The organism is Peribacillus sp. B2I2, from assembly GCF_041261685.1.
Classification (GTDB): Bacteria; Bacillota; Bacilli; order Bacillales; family DSM-1321; genus Peribacillus.
Genome location: NZ_JBGCCB010000001.1, coordinates 2,854,836 through 2,874,193, shown reverse-complemented (window position 1 = coordinate 2,874,193; position 19,358 = coordinate 2,854,836). Strand labels below are relative to the sequence as shown.

The following is a 19,358-nucleotide window of genomic DNA, read 5'->3' as shown; positions in this document are numbered from 1 at the left end:
TCATCCTTTCAATTTTGAAGAGGATGGGCATTTTTTGTATGACGAAATATTTATTATGTTAATGAAAACGTCGAAAGTATTTTGGAATATGTCAATCAATAAACAATATTTACGTATTTTAACATAATTTCAAACATATAAATTAAATAGGTAGCCTCCAGGAACTTCTGAGTCCCTGTAGGACTTTTCCTGCATTTATCAATCTTAAAAGGAGCAACCACATTGGCTATAGAGGAGCAGAAAGATAAGCGGATTTCTGTTTTCGACAGAATTATAGGGTTCATGCCAAAATTTTATGTGACAGGAACTATTTTAATTTTTATTTATACCCTTGTTGCGATGGCTCAATTAGGTATCCAAACTTGGAATAAGTCAGAGGAAGCCGTTGATTCAACAATTACACAAAATCCTCCTATTTCTCAAGGCTTTGAACATACATTGATAACGTTAATCATCGAACCGATAGTAACATCAGAATTTTATCAAATCATCTTTAACACGTTATTTCTATACCTTGTATGGATACTGCTTTTCCTATTGGCACCGATTGCTTTTTACCGTTTAAAGCACTTTAAGTTTTTTAATATCGAAATTGAAATTGAAAAACAAGACGCAGCCGTTTATGAGGTATTCAGCGTCAGCAGTTCGAAAATGAAATTTGCAGCATATTTAACATCCGAGGAATATCAATTGGAGATATCAGAGGAAATTGCCAACAGCAAAGACTTTAAAACACCCTTAATCTATACATTGGAATGTGCCATGGACTTTTACTCCAATCAATTAGGACTATCCTTTACCTATGATATCTATACTTTGAACCAGTTCAAGAAAGCTAAGCTGCCTAAATCCATCAAAGCCATGATTGATAAGTCGATCGAAACCGGAGATCCGTGCATTTCGAATAAAAGCAATAGTGATAGTGAATATTACAAGAATTTTCTTCTCCATTATTTTGAAAACACAGACGGGAAATTTGTCACTGTCTTAAATAGTTATCAAACTGAATTCGATACATTCGATAAATCACTACTCAAGATCCTGCAAAATGTCATATACGATTACTATTTACAGTATAACTATATTTATGAAGTAAGCGAGAAGATAGAAAAAGATTGAAACGATTACCCATGATAATTAAAAAAACCACCCTATAAGTGGTTATTTTTTTTTGAAAGGTGATTGTTAATTATATTTTGGACAATTACATTATTACCAATGAGCTCAGACGATTTCTTTACGTCCTGTTCCCGAAAATCCATGTTCTTTATTTTCTTGGACTTTTTCCCTTTTTTAAAATTATTGAAGGCATTTAAAAAAGCTATCTGAATCACTCCCCTTATAGATTAGTATATTCATATTATGGATAAAATTTCATGAAAAACCTCCATTTACAGAAAAATATTTTTGCGGTTTTAGGAGTAATGAGATTCAATTAACATGTTAAGCATTCAATATACTAATTAAAATAATCCTCCAAAATTTAAAATAAATGTAAAATAATAAAGAAATTAAAATATTTGTGAAATTCATTTGTTGTATATTGACAGAAGATTAATGAAGGTGGTACTTTATACATAGGGATGTTCTTTATAGTGAACATTATTGAGAATTTAGATTAATTATCGCTTATAAAATTCTTTTCTAAGAACGAAATTATTTGATTGAATTATTTTATAATAAAGAATGTTCAACCGGCAGGAGGAAAAAAATGAGCGCAATCGCTGGCCTCTTACATTTAAACCAAGAACCGATCAATCTCCATCATGGAGAGATTTTAATGAAGTCATTACATAAATTTCCGGCCGACAGCGTTCAAGTATGGACAGATGAAAGAATCTTTTTTGGGTGCCAGAATCAGTGGATAACTCCTGAATCGCTAGACGAAACTCTGCCATTTTATGATTATGCCAGGCAACTTGCGATTACAGCCGATGCAATCATTGATAATCGAGAAGAATTATTTGATCGTTTACAGGTTAAGAATTCTGATCGACCGTATATGACGGATAGTCAATTAATCCTTCTTGCCTATTATAAATGGGAAGAGGAAACCCCAAAGTATTTGGTTGGTGACTTTGCGTTTATGATTTGGGATCAAAAACAACGTAAATTGTTCGGAGCTCGTGATTTTTCAGGCAGTCGGACTCTTTATTACTTCAAAAATCAAGATAAATTAGCATTTTGTACGACGATTGAGCCACTGCTAACACTGCCTTATGTAGAAAAAAGGTTGAATGAGGAGTGGTTATCGGAGTTTTTGGCTATTCCAATTAATGTTGAATCAGTAGACCCTTGTTCAACGGTTTATCGGAACATTAAACAGATACCACCTTCACATTCAATAAGCATTATTGATGGGGTGGTAACCTTTTCAAGGTATTCCTTTATTAAAAAAGAAGTGCAGCTAAAGTTCAAGACCAATGAAGAATATGTGGAAGCTTTTCGGGACGTTTTTGACAAGGTAGTGAGATCCAAATTAAGAACTACGTACAATATTGGCTCACATTTAAGTGGGGGACTGGACTCAGGATCTGTCGTTAGTTTTGCAGCCAAGGCTTTAGATGAGCAAAAAAAACAATTACATACATACAGCTATGTGCCAGTTGAGGATTTTGTCGATTGGACTCCTAAAAGTAGAGTTGCTAATGAGAGACCTTTCATTTCTTCTACTGTAGAGTACGTAGGAAATATCAAGGATAACTATTTAGATTTTAAGGATAAAAGCCCGTTATCCGAGATAGATGATTGGCTTGAAGTGCTAGAAATGCCTTATAAATATTATGAAAATAGTTTTTGGTTAAAAGGAATTTATGAAAAAGCCGCACAAGAAAATATCAGAGTGCTACTAAATGGTCAAAGAGGTAATTGGACCATATCATGGGGACATGCTTTAGACTATCAAGCTAGTTTATTGAAACAGTTTAAACTGATTCACTTTTACAAAGAATTACATTCATTCAGTGAAAATCATGGAGTGAACAAATCGAGAGTTATGACAGCGGTAAGAAAAAAAGCCTTCCCATCATTATCATCAGCAGAAGAACCATATCCGATGCTAATAAGCCCTGAATTCGCAAGAAGAATGAAAGTATTCACCAAATTGGATGAACATAACATTGATGTTAAAGGTGCCATTAATACAAATGTTTTTACTATGAAAAAAACTCAATTTGAACAATTGTACTATTGGAATATCAATGGGAATATTTCCACCAAGCTATCCTTAAGACATTCTATAGCTGAACGTGATCCAACCAACGATCTGCGTATCATCCAATTTTGTAATTCAGTTCCAGAATCACAGTATGTATTAAATGGTCAGGATCGCTCCTTAATAAGAAGGGCCACTAAGGGCTATCTGCCTGATAATGTTAGGCTGAATAATAAAACGCGCGGAATACAAGGTTCAGATGGAATTCATAGGATGGCATCAACATGGAGTTCATTTATAGAAGAAATGCAGAGTCTAAGTAAAGATGAAGTCATGTCTGAATTTTTAAATATGGAGGAAGTTAGGAAGGCACTTAGTAGTGTCGAACAAAACCCGCTTCCAGAAAAAGTGTTTGATGATGATTTCAGGATTTTAATGCGAACCTTAATAGTGTCACGATTTATAAAAAAACATTTTTGAAGGGAGGTGAAACGATGAAAAAAGAATGGAAAAAACCAAAATTAGAAATACTTAATGTTAATTTAACAATGGCTGGACCTGGAAGGAGAACTCCTGATGCGATTCAACCAGATCCGGATGATCCGGTAAAATTCAGCTAAGTTTCATTTAAAATGATTTATGCCCTTACACCTTGTAAGTGTAAGGGTTTCTTATGAAAACAGTGATGATATGTTTGGAGTGAAGAGAATGTTAGGCACGGAAAAAACATATACGTATACCACATTTGGGCTAATGGTAGAAAGTGAACTTCCCCTTCCTGAATTAGAGAAAGCAAAAGATAACGAAAGGGTAGTAGACTTAACGATTACAAAGAAAGATTTATCAATTGATTGGTCTAAAATAAATCCCTTAAATCGCACAGGTTTTGTCGTTGAAGGAAATCGCGTTATGTTTGAAGTGCCAAGTTTAGCTGTTTTTTCTATAGAGGAAGGGAAAACCATCACTTTTTCATCTTGTGAAAGTTACAACGAAGATAAGGTTCGGCTTTATATTTTAGGAAGCTGTTTGGGGATTTTATTGATGCAAAGAAAGGTGTTGCCTCTTCATGGAAGTGCAATAGCCATTGATGGAAAAGCTTATGCTTTTATTGGAGAATCAGGAGCTGGCAAATCCACCTTAGCTTCCTCTTTCGTAAATAAGGGGTACAAACTTTTAAGTGATGATGTAGTGGCTATATCTCTTATGGAGGAAAACCAACCATGTGTTATCCCCTCATACCCTCAACAAAAGTTATGGCAGGAGAGTTTAAATGCATTTGGTATGAATTCGACTGATTATCAACCTTTATTCGATAGAATGACAAAGTTTTCGGTACCAGTGCAGGTAGACTTTTATAACCTACCATTGCCCCTTGGAGGCATATTCGAGTTAACTGGGGCAGATATAGAAGCTATTGACCTACAAGCCGTTGAAAATCTTCATCGATTTCAAGTATTGCACATGCATACCTATAGACGATCTCTTATTGAAAGGATGCATATGATGGATTGGCATTTCAAAATTTGTGCAAAGTGTATTAATTCTGTGCCAATATATCGATTAAGTCGTCCAACCTCAACATTCACAGCCCACGATCTTGTTGCTACGGTACTAAGTATAATAAAAGGAGGGAAAATAAATGATTAACGCATCAGTACTATCAAAAAATAAAACAATTACACAAAATCCGGGGAATATAGTTAGTGATATGGATGGGGAAACAGTCATGCTAAGCATAGAAAAAGGGAATTATTATAATTTGGGTGTCCTTGGTGGGGAAATTTGGAGTTTATTGGAAGAACCGATTAAAATTAGTGATTTAATAGGTAAGTTGATGTCACAGTATGAAGTCAGTCACCAAGAATGCGAAGAAGAAGTGTTATCTTTTTTAAGCGATTTATATGATGAGGAGTTAATTATTTTATCTGAAACTTGAGCAATTATCATCTAAATTTATATAGGGGCAAAAGATGAATCTTTATAAAAAAATCAACACTTTCGTATCTTTCAATTGGAGTATGAAGAGTTTACTGATAGAAGCCTTATTTTTTTTAGCAATTGGCCGTATTTATAAGTTAATTCCATTTATAAAGAGTGCAAGATTCCTAGGAAATTACATGGAAGAAACCACTTATTCCATAAGGGATTTTGATAAAGAGACTTTAAAGAACATATCAGATGCCATACATATCATGAGCAGTTATACATTCTGGGAGAGCCAATGCTTAGTTAAAGCGATAGCGGGTATGAAAATGCTAGAAAGAAGAGGGATGGAAAGTACACTTTATTTAGGAACGGCAAGAAATGAAAAAGGTGATTTGATTGCTCATGCTTGGTTACGGTGTGGTTCGTATTTTGTAACGGGCAAAGAAGAAATGGGTAAATTCATAGTTGTCGGGAAATTCGCTAAAACAAAAAAAGAGCTTAAAAGAGGGAATTAAATGAATGGCAAAATCAATTTCGATTCTTCAAGCATCTCTAATGAATTAAAGTTTTTATTGGATTGTCTGGATAATGAAACAAACAAGCAGGTTCCAATTAGTGTTGAACCAAACCTTGATTGGAATTTGTTCTTGAAACTAGTCAGGCATCATCGGGTTTACCCACTTATATATACGAAACTTAAATCCGCAAAATATATTCCTGCAACCATTATTCAATCGATGTTCTACGATTATCAAAAAAACACCTTTAAAATGTTAAAGCTAAGTGGAGAAATCGAAAAAATTTCCCGACTGGTTTTTGAAAATGAAATTTCGACGCTATTTTTGAAAGGCCCCATACTGGCAGCAGATTTATATGGAGATATCTCCCAAAGGACATCAAGTGATATTGATATTTTGGTAAATATCGATGATCTAGATAAGGTCGAGTCCCTTTTAATCCAAATGGGATATGTAAAAGATGAATATATACAAACCGTATTAAATGATTGGAAATGGCGCCATCATCATTTTGTCTATTTTCATGCCGAGAAAGAGATTAAACTTGAAATTCATTGGCGTTTAAACCCAGGTCCCGCCAAGGAGCCCACTTTTAATGAATTATGGCAAAGAAAGAAGGTTAGCTCACTGCCAACATCATATCCTATATATTGTTTAGGGAATGAGGATCTTTTTTTATTTCTTACTTCACATGGTGCACGTCATGGATGGTCACGCCTTCGTTGGTTAGTGGATATCGACCGCCTTTGCAAAACAAACTTGGATTGGGACAAAATAATGAGCCTTCTTAAGAAATATCAATATAGTCATGTTGCCGGTCAAACATTAGTCCTTGCTTCCCAACTTTTAAATACACCGATAAACAAAAAAGCGAAACAACTTACAACAGGCAGCCGTTCCAACCAATTGGCACAAGAAGCTCTATTTTATATTCAACGTTTCATAAACCTTCATGATGAACCACTATCTGAAGAGATTGCAAGTTATCATAAAAAGCATCTATTTTCACTTATGTCATTTCAGAATAAAATGTTATTCATTCTCAGTTTTCTGCATCCTTATTTTGAGGATACAATAACCTTGCCTTTGCCTCGAAAGTTCCATTTTTTGTATTTTCCCTTGAGGCCTTTTTTATGGTTTTGGAGAAAAACGAGAATACAAGAAATGTCATAGGAGGATAAGATGAAACAGCTGTTATTCTTTTTCAAAAGGTTGTACACTTTCACTGGGAAAATACTCTTTATCAATATGCTTGGAATGGTAATTGTCAGCTTAATGGATAGTATAGGTATACTTTTATTGGTCCCGATGATTAGTGTCAGTGGAGTAATAGATATAGATTTATCAAATAATCTTCCTCCCATGCTCTCCTGGATGGTCGAATTACCTAAAATGATAAGCTTATCCATTATATTAGGTTTTTATATTATTTTAGTGATCTTCCAGAATGTTCTACAACGTAATCTATCAATACGTGATGTAAGAATACAACAATCATATATTAGACATTTAAGGATTGAAATATATAAGTCATTATTACATGCCAACTGGGAGTTCTTTATTAAGTCACGGAAATCGGATTTGATTAACGTGATGACTAACGATTTAGCACGAGTAAGTGCGGGCATTAATCTAATTTTACAATTATTAGCCTCAGCAATCTTTACGTTATTTCAAATTGGAGTCGCATTTTTGTTAGCCCCAAGAATAACCTTATTTGTATTGATTTCCGGTTTGATCCTTGCCATATTTTCAAGAAGGTTCATTAGAAAAGCTAAGTCATTGGGTAGTAAGACCTCTCAGTTAGCTCTAAGTTATTTAGCCAGTGTTACCGATCAGTTAAATGGGATAAAGGATATAAAAAGCTATCATTTAGAAAAAACGCATGTAAATTGGATTAGTTCTTTAACTAAAGAAATGAACGAGGAACAAATTGAATACATTAAGTTAAACACAAGTTCCCAATTATCTTATAAAGTATCGTCTGCACTATTGATAGCAGCATTCGTTTTTTTATCGATTACCCTTTTTGCTGCTCAACAGGAAGAACTTTTACTCATTCTCCTTATTTTTTCAAGGTTATGGCCCAGATTCACAGCCATACAAGGTAATTTGGAAAATATATCTTCAACTATTCCAGCTTTTAAATCCATTCTAAAAATTGAAGATGAAGCGAAAGGCCACAATGAGGCTTTTATTCTTGAGAGTATCAAGCCACTCGTTATCGAACAAAAACTAGAATGTCAGGATCTTTTTTTTCGTTATAACAAAACTGAAACAGACTTTACCCTGGAAAATATCAATATAGCTATACCAGCTAACAAGTTGACTGCCATTGTTGGTCCATCCGGTGCAGGTAAAAGCACATTGATTGATTTAATCATGGGGCTCTTGCTTCCTGATCAGGGCCAAATTCTAGTGGATGGAATAAAGCTCTCCAGCAAAGAAATAATCGGATTGAGGAAATCCATTAGTTATGTTTCCCAAGATCCATTTTTATTTAATGGAAGCATTAAAGAGAACATGCTTATAGTCGATCCCGATGCAAGTGACAAAAAGATATGGGAATCCCTAGAATTTTCAGCAGCTGATGAATTTGTACGTAAATTGCCTCAAAACCTGGATACGGTAATTGGTGACAGAGGGGTTAGGTTATCTGGAGGAGAACGGCAAAGACTAGTTCTAGCAAGAGCTATTTTGAGAAGGCCATCCATTTTAGTTTTGGATGAAGCTACAAGCGCCCTTGATAACGATACCGAATCTAAAATTCAGAGAGCTATCGAAAATTTACAAGGAAGTATGACCATCATTGTCATAGCACACCGTTTAAGCACAATAAGGAATGCTGATCAAGTCTTAGTGTTAGAAAAAGGTAAGATATTACAAAAAGGTGAATATAATGCGCTGGCTAGAGAAAGAGGTTTATTCAAGCAATTATTAACGAGAGAAGTGGATATTATATGATCGATTAATTCATGAAAAAATTCCCGAAAAATTGGTATAACCTGTTGACGCGTTCTTTATAAAGAACTAAAATAAGGATATAATCATAGGAATTTTAACACAGAAGAAAAATGTCCTTGATTATAGTAATTTAACACTATGTCAAGCTATCATTGTTCTTAATAAAGAAAAGTTAAATTGAAAAAGGTGGTTCAATGACAAATTACTCGAAACGGAACTTTGAAAATCATCAACCTGCAAAAGAGATAAATTTAAAAGAACTGATTGGAATCATTAGTAGACGTTACTGGATTGTGATTATTGTCACTTTATTATTCATATTGGCAGGTTATCTGAAAACGTTAACCACAACCCCTCTATACCAAGCGTCTACGAGAATTATCATAGAGGCCAATCAGGATAAAATGAAAACCCTTCAAGTCATAATAAAAGATACAACGGTTTTACAGAAAGTTATCAATGAAATGGAATTATCGATGTCTCCAGAAGCATTGGCTGGGGCAATAGACGTAACTAGCGTAGAGGATTCAGAAGTTGTCAGTATCAGTGTCACAGCATCTGAGCCTTATATGGCTGCCAACATAGCCAATACGACGGCTAGAGTATTTAAAAATGAAGCTCCTAATATAGTGGACTTTAAAAACATACGGAATTTGTCCTCGGCAAAGGTAGACCTAGTACCCATTAACGGAGACAATAGTGGAACGATTATTAAGAGCGGAATAATAGGTTTATTTTTGGGCATAGGGCTGACATTTTTATTGAATTCACTGGATTATACTATTCGTAGTGAGCAAGAAGTGGAAGATATCATTGGTTTTCCAGTTATAGGGCATGTATCTAAAATGAATAAAAAGAATTCGAATGTCAGTAAAAGAAATATACAACAAATCAAAGAAGCTAAACATTTGAACGAAACTAGAGCAGAATTGTGAGGCGAAATGAATGGCGGTTGGTAAACAAAAGTTCGGAGATAAACTAAAGAAAAGGAACCTGGTAGCTTATTCAAGTCCAGATTCATTAATCTCCGAACAGTATAGGGCGATCCGAACAAATATTAAGTTCTCATCAGTATCAAAGAAAAGGAATATCATTATGATAACGTCCCCAACATCCGGAGAAGGTAAATCAACCACGGCTGCTAATCTTGCTGTTTCAATGGCCCAAAACAAAGAAAAGGTTTTACTAATAGATGCCAATCTAAGAAACCCCACGATTCACTCAATTTTTAAAATTCCAAATAAAACAGGGTTGACGAATATTTTATCTGATTATACTGCCTCATCTCTTGATAATACAGTATACAGAACGGGAATGGGTGACTTAGATGTTTTGACCAGTGGTCCTATACCTTTCAATCCAGGCGAAATCATGGGAGTTCCAATCATGAAGGAATTCCTTGTTCAGTGCGAAAGGAATTACGATATTGTGTTAATCGACTCTCCTTCAATATTGGAAGTTACAGATACGAAAATTTTAGCCAATTATTGCAATGGTATCATACTCGTTTTCAATAATGGAAAAACGGAGTTGAAAAAGGCTTTAGCTACAAAAAGAATCCTTCAATTTGTTGAAGAAAAGATTGTAGGAGTCATTTTAAACGAAAATCCAGAAACCCGTTTTACCAATTTACTGAAGAGAATCCTATAAAGAAAAAAATTTTTTCGAATGTCGTTCTTTATTACGAACGATAATAAAAAGTATTTGGTGATGTCTCCTTGCCATTATAAACGGAGGCACTCGATCATGCTGTGGGTTGAAAAGACCTTAGACGCCAGTCGTCAAGAGTGTGGGGTGAGGGAGGGTTAAATGCCCTATATTTCTATTAAAGTGCTAATGAATGCTGTCTTAATAGGACAGCATTCATTAGCACTTTATCATTGAATTCCGCTTAAATGTAACAAATAAATTGATCCTATATGGGGGGAAAGTATTGACATATCAGCAAAGACTATCACTTTTTATATTAATAGATTCATGTATTGTCTTATCAGCCATTTTTTTGGGACGATTTTTAGTGGATGCCAGTATTTATGTTTTTACCATTCCCATTGTCCTCAGCTCTGTTACGATTCTCCTCAGCCATCATATTTTTGCCATTACTTTTCATCTTTATAAAAAAGCGTGGGAGTATGCGAGCATTGGTGAATTAGCCATTATATTCAAAACAGTAACGGCATCCATTTTTACTACATCAATCGTACAGGCACTCCTTTTTCATGATGTTTATTATCGCTTATTAGCGGTAACTTGGCTGCTTCATATGCTGTTGATAGGCGGATCAAGATTTTGCTGGAGAATGTATAGAGACCAATACTTAATCAAATATGAAAATAAAAAAAGAACCTTAATAATCGGGGCAGGATCAGCAGGTACGATGGTTGCCCGGCAATTATTAAAAAATAATGATGTTGATTTATTACCAGTAGCGTTTATTGATGATAACGCACGAAAACAGAATCTTGATATCTTGGGAATACCTGTAGTTGGAGGAGTGGGCAAAATTGCAAAAAAAGTTGAAGTATTGAATATCGAACATATCATCATTGCCATTCCTTCGTTGAATAAACAAGAATTGAATCGAATATTTCAAGAATGTGCGAAAACAAATGCAAAGACACAAATCCTTCCAATGTTAGAAGATTTATTAACAGGAAAGCTTTCGGTCAATAAATTTAGAGATGTACAGGTTCAAGATCTTCTTGGAAGAGAACCTGTAGAATTAGATATCGACGTAATTTCAGAATATGTAACTGAAAAGGTTATCTTAGTCACTGGTGCGGGAGGTTCGATCGGATCAGAGATTTGCCGCCAAATTACTAAATTTAATCCAGCAAGGTTAATTTTACTCGGACATGGTGAGAACAGTATTTATACGATAGAAATGGAGTTAAAAGAAACATATAAAAACAAAAATATCGAGTTTTTAACAGAAATTGCTGATCTTCAAGATCAAAAAAAAATGTTGTCCGTTATGGCAGAATATCAACCAGATGTCGTTTATCATGCTGCAGCACATAAACACGTACCACTAATGGAACGAAATCCTGAAGAAGCAGTTAAAAATAATTTAATAGGTACGATGAATGCCGCCAATGCGGCAAGTTGGAGCGGGGTAAAGACTTTTGTGATGATATCCAGTGATAAGGCAGTCAATCCTACCAGTGTAATGGGTTCTACAAAAAGACTAGCGGAAATGACGATTCAACAAATAAATAGAGAGAGCAAAACGAAGTTTGTAGCAGTTCGTTTTGGGAATGTGTTGGGGAGTAGAGGAAGTGTCATCCCGCTATTCACAAAGCAAATTGAAAAAGGCGGGCCAGTCACAGTGACACATCCTGATATGATTCGTTATTTCATGACTATCCCTGAAGCTTCAAGACTTGTCATTCAAGCGGGGGCGTTAGCACAAGGCGGCGAAATTTTTGTACTTGATATGGGCAATCCAGTGAAGATTGTTGATCTGGCTAAAAACTTGATTAAGCTCTCCGGTCATTCAGAAGATGATATATCAATAGAATTTACCGGAACAAGACCAGGCGAAAAGCTATTTGAAGAACTACTGAATAAAGATGAAATTCATGAAAAACAGATATATCCAAATATTTACATAGGCAAGACAGGGAAATTATATTCAAAGGAAATTGAGGATATTATAAACAATTATCCTGATATGGATAAAGATTCACTAAGGAAAAAACTTGTAGACCTGGCTAATGAACGTGTCACTCCCCCTTCTCTTGTACCCGTTTCAAATTAAAATGGATTCACTATGAATTTCAGAAATTCGGTAATACTGGCTACATGAATAGAGCTAGTTAATTGCAACGGCTGTTAGTTTAAAACAACAAAGGGAGAAAAAGAAAGAAAATATGCTGTTCACTTTCCTACACTATTGATTGGAGAATGAATTAGATGAAAGCACGGACCTAGATACCGAAAGGATAGTGAATCATGGAGAAGAAAGTCCTATTTTGTGCAACAAAGGATTATCATTTTGAAGCGTTTCACTTGCCATATTTTAAATGGTTTAAAGAACAAGGATATAAAGTTCATACAGCAGCGCATGGTGATTTAAATCTCCCATTCGTTGATGAAAAGCACGTTATTCCCATTCAAAGATCTCCATTTAAAAAAGAAAACATAATGGCATACAAAGAATTAAAGTACATCATCGATAACAACAATTTTCAAATCATTCATTGTCATACGCCAATGGGGGGAGTGCTAGGCAGACTTGCTGGTCGTAAGGCGAGAGCACGCGATACGAAAATGCTTTATACGGCACACGGCTTCCATTTCTGTAAAGGTGCACCTCTGCTAAACTGGCTGGTCTACTATCCAATTGAAAAATCATTAGCGAGAATGACAGATTGTTTGATTACGATCAATACGGAAGACTTTCAACTTGCCATACAAAGAAACTTCAGGGCACAGGAGATTACCCATATCCATGGTGTTGGGGTTGATACTAATCAATATCACCCTGTCTCCATAATTAAGAAAACTGAACTAAGGATAAAAAAAGACTATTGTGATGATGATTTCATTATGTTTTATGCAGCCGAGTTCAATAAGAATAAAAACCAGCAACTATTACTTCGGGCTTTTTCCTTAATTAATGATGATGTTAAAAACGCCAGGTTACTATTGGCTGGAGATGGACCCTTATTAGACGAATGTAAGAAGCTTGCGGATTCTTTAGGAATTGGAAACAAGGTGGATTTTCTTGGATTTCGAAAAGATATAGACGAATTATTAAAAATCAGCGATCTTGCTGTAGCGTCAAGTTTGAGAGAAGGGCTTCCCGTTAATATCATGGAAGCAATGGCTTGTGGGCTGCCTATTATAGCTAATGACAATAGGGGGCATAGGGAGTTGGTCTCCAATGGTCAAAATGGGTGGTTAATAAAGGGAAATGATGAAAAGTCATTGGCTGAAAAGGTCATAAAACTTGCCGGAAATTTTGCTATGAGAAAAACGCTCGGTGAATGCAGTCATAAAATGATTGAAAGGAAATATAGCACTAAAAAAATCCTGGAAGCAAAAAGTGAAATTTATAGAACATACATGGTAGATACGGAGGAAAGAGTATGGGGAATCCACTAAGAATCCTGCATGTTGTCGTCAATATGAATAGGGGCGGAGCGGAAACCTTAATCATGAACTTATATCGCAATATGGACCACTCGAAGATCCAATTTGATTTTCTTACATCCAAAGAAGGCGTATTCGATAATGAAATCATAAAACTTGGTGGTCAAATTCATAGAATTCCTTATATTTCTGATGTCGGTCACTTTGCTTATAAAAAACATCTAGACGGATTCTTTAGGGAGAATGCTACCTACAAAGTCGTTCATGCCCATATGGATAAAATGAGTGGACTCGTTCTTCAATCAGCTAAAAAAGCAGGAATCCCAAAAAGAATCTCACATAGTCATAATACACAAAGTGAAGGAGGCCTAGCTTCTAGAATCTATAAATGGTATGCAGGGACATTGATCATGTCCAATGCTACAAATTTGTTAGCTTGTTCCAGAAAGGCAGCACAATGGCTATTTAAAGATAAAACAAAAAATGTGAATATTTTAAAGAACGGCATTGAATGTAAATTATTTTCTTTCTCATCTGAAACAAGAGTTAAAGTTAGAAAAGAATTGAATATCGAAAGTGATGCATGTGTTTTAGGGCATGTGGGAAGATTTGCTCAACAAAAAAACCACTCCCTTTTGATTGATATCTTTGCCGATTTTATTAGAGAAAAGGAAAATTCCTATTTGATTTTAGTGGGAGAAGGACCCTTAAAACCAGAAATCTTAACAAAAGTTAAAGCTCATAAGTTAGAGAACAAAGTTAAATTTCTTGGGGTACGGAGTGATATTAACCGAATCCTTCAAGCCTTCGATGTTTTTGTCTTTCCTTCTTTACATGAGGGATTGCCAGTTTCCCTTATTGAAGCACAGGCAGCAGGCCTACCGTGTTTAATCTCGGACCAAATATCCAAAGAGGTAGATTTGGGTATCAATCTTATTCAATTTCTGCCTATTACCAATAGTTCACTATGGACCTCCCATTTAATGAAAATAACTTCTAGCAATACGAACAGAAGTATACAACCGGATTCACTTTCCAAACAAGGATACTCCATAAATGAAACAGCCGATGAACTTAAAAATTTCTATATATCAATGACAGGGTGAGCAAATGAAAACTTTAACAGTGTTTACACCAACCTATAATAGGGCTTATTGTCTCGAAAAATGTTATCACAGTTTGGTCCGTCAAGATAATGAAGATTTTATATGGTTAATAATTGATGATGGATCAACGGATAATACAAAAGAATTGGTAAATCAGTGGAAACAGGAAAAGAAAATTGATATTAAATATCATTGGCAAGAAAATCAAGGAATGCATGGTGCACATAATACAGCCTATAAACTAATCGAGACGGAATTGAATGTTTGTATTGATTCCGATGACTATATGGCAGATGGGGCAGTCGAAAGGATCCTTTCGTATTGGAAAAAGTACGGTAACGAAAATGTAAGTGGAATAGCGGCATTAGACGCAACAATTGAACACCAAATCATTGGTTCAAAGTTTCCTGAAAAACTAAATCGTGCTACATTGTTTGATCTTTACAACAAATATGGTGTAACCGGAGACAAGAAGTTGGTTTTTCGCACTGAATTGACCAAACTATATCCATATCCCATCTTTCAAGACGAGAAATATGTAGGACTGGCATATAAATACTATATGCTGGATAAGCAATATGAAATGCTGCTGATGAATGAAGTGCTTTGTCATGTTGAATATCTTCCTGATGGATCCTCTCTAAATATGTATAACCAATATCTCAAAAACCCTAAGGGCTTTTCATTTTATCGTAAGGAACTTATGAAGTTACCCTTCGGTGGTAAAGTTTTTAAATATAAGCAAGCAATACATTATGTATCTAGCAATCTTCTTATGAAAAATCCGAAACTGTTCATTGAAACTCCTAAGAAAGCACTCACAGTTTTAGCATTTCCATTAGGCTTCCTTTTATATGTATTTATCATCAAAAAAACTAGGACTGAGGTTAATTGAAAGGAATTATTGTTACATGACCATACTTTGGATCAATCTCGCCATTGTATTTATTTTTTCATATTTAGGTAGGTACTTTTCTACATATTCACTTATCCCGGTGACCGGTTTGTATGTTTTTAAGCCAAATAAGATTTTGGTTTTTTTAGCTGTTGTATGTTTAGTATGTGTTTCGGGTCTAAGAACAAACATTGGAGATACATTCAATTATATAAATATATACAACGAAAATGACTTTTCTTGGGAGTATATAAAATCTCAAAAGGATATGGGCTTCGGCATCTTGCAGATGCTATTAAAGAAAATCTCGAATGACCCTCAGATACTGATTTTTACAACAGCTATGGTTACAAATGTATTAATTGTCATGGTTTTATATAAATATTCACGGCTTTTTGAACTAAGCACCTTTGTGTATATTACAGGTGGGTTGCACTTAGTATCAATGAATGGAATACGTCAAGTACTTGCAGCTGCAATTATTTTTACAGCAACCAAGTATTTATTAAACGGAAATTTTGTTAAATACTCTTTGATTGTTCTAATTGCATCTACTTTTCACCAAAGTGCTCTTATCCTTTTACCCATTTATTTTTTAGTTAGAACAAAGGCATGGACGAAATCAACTCTTGCCTGGTTATCTTTTTCGGTCATTGTCGTCCTTGGTTTCGGGCAATTTACATCGTTTTTATTTTCTGCTTTACAAGATACCCAGTATAGTGACTATTCTAATTTTAATGAAGGTGGGGCTAGTGTAATTAGAGTGGCGGTAAGTGCAGCGCCATTATTCATTGCCTACCTGGGCAAAGATAAGCTACGAAAATTATTTCCTAAAAGTGATTATATAGTGAATATGGCTTTATTGGGTTTGGTGTTTATGATTATCTCGACACAACAGTGGATATTCGCAAGGATATCGATTTATTTTAATTTATATCAACTAATTCTGATTTCATGGCTAATTGAATTATTTAGTGAAAAAGATCAAAAGCTTTTATATTATTCAATACTCGTTTTATTTTTTGTTTTTTATTTTTACGAAAATGTTATTAGTTTGAATATTTTATATAAGAGTGATGTTTTAGAAGGGCTATTTTGATAGAGGGAGATAAAGTAGTTTATAGCTTTTAGGTTCTTAGTAGTTGATGCACTATTATTAAACATATTTCGGGCAACATTGAACGGTTAAACTTGTATGAAGTATCTTGAAAAAGAGGTTATAAAAATGAAGAAAAAGATATTGATTACTTCCTTTGATTTGGCAATAGGGGGGGTAGAAAGAAGCTTGATAGGCTTGTTAAATCAATTCGATTATGCTATATACGATGTCGATTTATTATTATTTAAACATGAGGGTGAATTTCTCTCTTTTATACCTGACGGACCAAATTTATTACCAGAAGAACCACATTATTCCACTTTCAGAAAGTCAATTTATCAAATAGTGAAAGATGGTTATTATCCAATCGCTATTTCAAGGCTCATCGCAAAGTATTCTGGTCTTTTTCATGGAAAAGTAAAAAAGGTAGAAGAACCAGGGTATCTAACGATTCAGTATGGGTGGGAATTTACGAATCGGTATCTGCCAGATCTAAATAATGAATACGATGTGGCCATAGGTTTTCTTTGGCCACATCATTTTATAGGAGATAAGGTAAAAGCAAAGAAGAAAATTGGATGGATTCATACCGATTATTCAAATATTTATGTGAATAAGAATATAGAGAAAAAAATGTGGGCAAAAATGGATGATATCGTGGTTGTTTCAGAGGAATGTTCCCAAACATTTATAGATATTTTTCCTGACTTCAAAGAAAAAATAACAGTAATTGAAAATATTTTATCTCCCGATTTTGTTAGAGACCAAGCAAAGGTAGAGGTTCAAAAAGAAATCAGTAAACAACCTGAAAAAACTATTTTAGTTACTGTTGGCCGTTTAACGCATGCAAAAGGTTTAGATGAGGCAATAAGGGCTTGTAAACAACTGGTAGACGAGGGATTTGATATTGAGTGGTATGTAGTTGGTTATGGGCCTCTAGAGAATGAATTAAGAAACTTGATAATGAAATTAGGAGTGGAAAGACAATTTATTTTATTAGGGAAGAAAACCAATCCATATCCATATATAGCCACTTGTGATATTTATGTTCAACCTTCACGTTATGAAGGTAAAGCAGTAACCATCCGTGAGGCACAAGTGTTAGGTAAACCGGTCTTATTAACAAATTTCCCCACAGCTAAAAGTCAGGCCGATAATGGTTTTGATGCTTTAATTACAGAGTGTGGTCACGAGGGAATTGCAAATGGGCTTAGGAAAATGATTAATAATGATGAGTTTAGAAAGAAATTAGTAAATAATGTACTTTCTCGAGATTATGGTAATGAAAATGAAATTAATAAAATCTATAGTTTAATTAATAATTAACGATTAAATTTTAAAAAAGGGAGGGACAGTTAAATTGGGAATATTAGTAACGGGCGGAGCTGGTTTCATCGGCAGTCATACATGTATAGAGCTCTTGAATGATGGTAATGAGATTATTGTGGTAGATAATTTTTCTAATAGTAATCCGGAATCCTTAAACCGCGTTTGTAGAATAACCGGAAAATCCATCAAGATTTATCACTTAGATCTTTTAGATTTGGAATCATTAGAAGAAGTATTTTTAGTAAATCAAATTGAAGCAGTTATCCACTTTGCCGGACTGAAAGCGGTGGGCGAATCCGTTCAAGATTCTCTGAAATATTATAAAAACAATATCGCAACTACAATCATAATTTGTGAACTTATGCAAAAATATAGTGTGAAAAATCTGGTATTTAGCTCATCTGCAACTGTATATGGACTGCCGGATACAGTTCCAATATCAGAAGGGTTCCCCTTAAAGGCTATAAACCCATATGGTAGAACAAAATTAATGATAGAAGAAATTCTTCAGGACTTATATATTTCAGACAATGAATGGAGCATTACGATCCTTAGATATTTCAATCCAATAGGTGCACATGAAAGCGGCATGATAGGTGAAGATCCAAGCGGAACACCTAATAACCTAATGCCATACATCACTAAGGTAGCCGTAGGTCAATTAAATGTACTTAATATTTTCGGAAATGATTATCCAACGATTGATGGTACAGGTGTAAGGGACTATATCCATGTAGTTGATCTAGCAATTGGACATGTCCTTGCACTAGATAAAACTCTAAAATCCACCGGAGTTAAAATTTATAATCTTGGAACTGGAAAAGGATACAGCGTGTTAGAAGTAGTGTCAGCTTTTGAATCAGCAACAGGAGTAAAAATACCTATTAAGATTACAAATCCTAGGCCAGGAGATGCGGCCATTTGTTATGCGGATCCCAAGAAAGCGGAAAAAGAATTAAATTGGAAAGCAAAAAAAGGCATTATTGAAATGTGTGAAGATTCTTGGCGGTGGCAATCTAGGAATCCTGATGGATTTAAAATAAATGAAGAATCGGAAAACCCTCGCTTAATATATAGCGAGGATTTTTTAATACCAAATAATTAGAAAAATGGTGTAAAGGATGAGGAAAGAAACAAAGAAAGAAAACCTCAAAGATATTTTATTATTTGCCTACAAATTGGGTAATGAATCAGAAAATATGAATGTTTCTATTCTAATAGAAGAAATCAAACAACAAATAGTCATGATAAATGGTAAATAAAAAATCCC

Annotated in this window: 18 protein-coding genes; all 18 read left to right on the top strand. The window is 34.7% G+C overall.

Going from position 1 to position 19,358, the window contains the following annotated elements; genetic code table 11:
• Positions 1-222: 222 nt before the first annotated feature.
• The 18 genes from ABIE66_RS14190 (at position 223) to ABIE66_RS14105 (ending at position 19,350) form a co-directional block, all read left to right on the top strand.
• Positions 223-1,119: a hypothetical protein gene (locus tag ABIE66_RS14190; RefSeq protein ID WP_370015177.1), complete on the top strand. Its 897-nt coding sequence runs from the start codon at positions 223-225 to the stop codon at positions 1,117-1,119.
• A gap of 592 nt (positions 1,120-1,711) precedes the next feature.
• Positions 1,712-3,634 (top strand): asparagine synthase-related protein, encoded by a 1,923-nt coding sequence (locus ABIE66_RS14185; RefSeq protein ID WP_370015176.1) that lies wholly within the window; start codon positions 1,712-1,714, stop codon positions 3,632-3,634.
• 14 nt (positions 3,635-3,648) lie between these two features.
• Positions 3,649-3,774, top strand: a complete 126-nt coding sequence (locus ABIE66_RS14180) for a paeninodin family lasso peptide (RefSeq protein WP_370015175.1) — start codon at positions 3,649-3,651, stop codon at positions 3,772-3,774.
• 88 nt (positions 3,775-3,862) lie between these two features.
• The gene (locus ABIE66_RS14175) at positions 3,863-4,801 is read left to right on the top strand and encodes an aldolase (protein WP_370015174.1); all 939 of its coding nucleotides are present in this window, start codon (positions 3,863-3,865) and stop codon (positions 4,799-4,801) included.
• Positions 4,794-5,090, top strand: a complete 297-nt coding sequence (locus ABIE66_RS14170) for a lasso peptide biosynthesis PqqD family chaperone (protein WP_370015172.1) — start codon at positions 4,794-4,796, stop codon at positions 5,088-5,090. Before ABIE66_RS14175 ends, ABIE66_RS14170 begins: the two co-directional genes overlap by 8 nt.
• A 34-nt stretch (positions 5,091-5,124) precedes the next feature.
• The gene (locus tag ABIE66_RS14165) at positions 5,125-5,595 is read left to right on the top strand and encodes a lasso peptide biosynthesis B2 protein (RefSeq protein WP_370015171.1); all 471 of its coding nucleotides are present in this window, start codon (positions 5,125-5,127) and stop codon (positions 5,593-5,595) included.
• Positions 5,596-6,771, top strand: coding sequence for a nucleotidyltransferase domain-containing protein (locus ABIE66_RS14160; RefSeq protein WP_370015169.1), 1,176 nt, complete (start codon positions 5,596-5,598; stop codon positions 6,769-6,771).
• Between the two features lie 9 nt (positions 6,772-6,780).
• Positions 6,781-8,562, top strand: a complete 1,782-nt coding sequence (locus tag ABIE66_RS14155) for an ABC transporter ATP-binding protein (protein ID WP_370015168.1) — start codon at positions 6,781-6,783, stop codon at positions 8,560-8,562.
• Between the two features lie 194 nt (positions 8,563-8,756).
• A complete protein-coding gene (locus ABIE66_RS14150; protein ID WP_289335196.1) occupies positions 8,757-9,497 on the top strand; it encodes a YveK family protein in 741 nt (246 codons plus the stop codon).
• 10 nt (positions 9,498-9,507) lie between these two features.
• On the top strand, positions 9,508-10,212 hold the full coding sequence (locus ABIE66_RS14145) for a CpsD/CapB family tyrosine-protein kinase (protein WP_370015166.1): 705 nt from the start codon (positions 9,508-9,510) through the stop codon (positions 10,210-10,212).
• Positions 10,213-10,495: 283 nt separating this feature from the next.
• Positions 10,496-12,322 (top strand): polysaccharide biosynthesis protein, encoded by a 1,827-nt coding sequence (locus ABIE66_RS14140; RefSeq protein WP_370015165.1) that lies wholly within the window; start codon positions 10,496-10,498, stop codon positions 12,320-12,322.
• A 194-nt stretch (positions 12,323-12,516) separates the two neighbouring features.
• Positions 12,517-13,671 (top strand): glycosyltransferase family 4 protein, encoded by a 1,155-nt coding sequence (locus tag ABIE66_RS14135; protein ID WP_370015164.1) that lies wholly within the window; start codon positions 12,517-12,519, stop codon positions 13,669-13,671.
• Complete coding sequence (locus tag ABIE66_RS14130; RefSeq protein WP_370015162.1) at positions 13,656-14,765, top strand: glycosyltransferase family 1 protein; 1,110 nt, start codon at positions 13,656-13,658, stop codon at positions 14,763-14,765. The genes ABIE66_RS14135 and ABIE66_RS14130 overlap by 16 nt, the downstream gene beginning before the upstream one ends.
• A 4-nt stretch (positions 14,766-14,769) precedes the next feature.
• Positions 14,770-15,660 (top strand): glycosyltransferase family 2 protein, encoded by an 891-nt coding sequence (locus ABIE66_RS14125; protein ID WP_370015161.1) that lies wholly within the window; start codon positions 14,770-14,772, stop codon positions 15,658-15,660.
• Between the two features lie 16 nt (positions 15,661-15,676).
• A complete protein-coding gene (locus ABIE66_RS14120) occupies positions 15,677-16,759 on the top strand; it encodes an EpsG family protein (protein ID WP_370015160.1) in 1,083 nt (360 codons plus the stop codon).
• Positions 16,760-16,885: 126 nt separating this feature from the next.
• The gene (locus ABIE66_RS14115; protein WP_370015159.1) at positions 16,886-18,085 is read left to right on the top strand and encodes a glycosyltransferase; all 1,200 of its coding nucleotides are present in this window, start codon (positions 16,886-16,888) and stop codon (positions 18,083-18,085) included.
• Positions 18,086-18,119: 34 nt separating this feature from the next.
• Complete coding sequence (gene galE, locus ABIE66_RS14110) at positions 18,120-19,193, top strand: UDP-glucose 4-epimerase GalE (RefSeq protein WP_370015158.1); 1,074 nt, start codon at positions 18,120-18,122, stop codon at positions 19,191-19,193.
• Between the two features lie 16 nt (positions 19,194-19,209).
• Positions 19,210-19,350 carry a YwzD family small protein gene (locus ABIE66_RS14105; protein WP_370015157.1) on the top strand — a complete coding sequence of 47 codons (141 nt, stop codon included), beginning with the start codon at positions 19,210-19,212 and terminating at the stop codon, positions 19,348-19,350.
• Positions 19,351-19,358 lie beyond the last annotated feature (8 nt).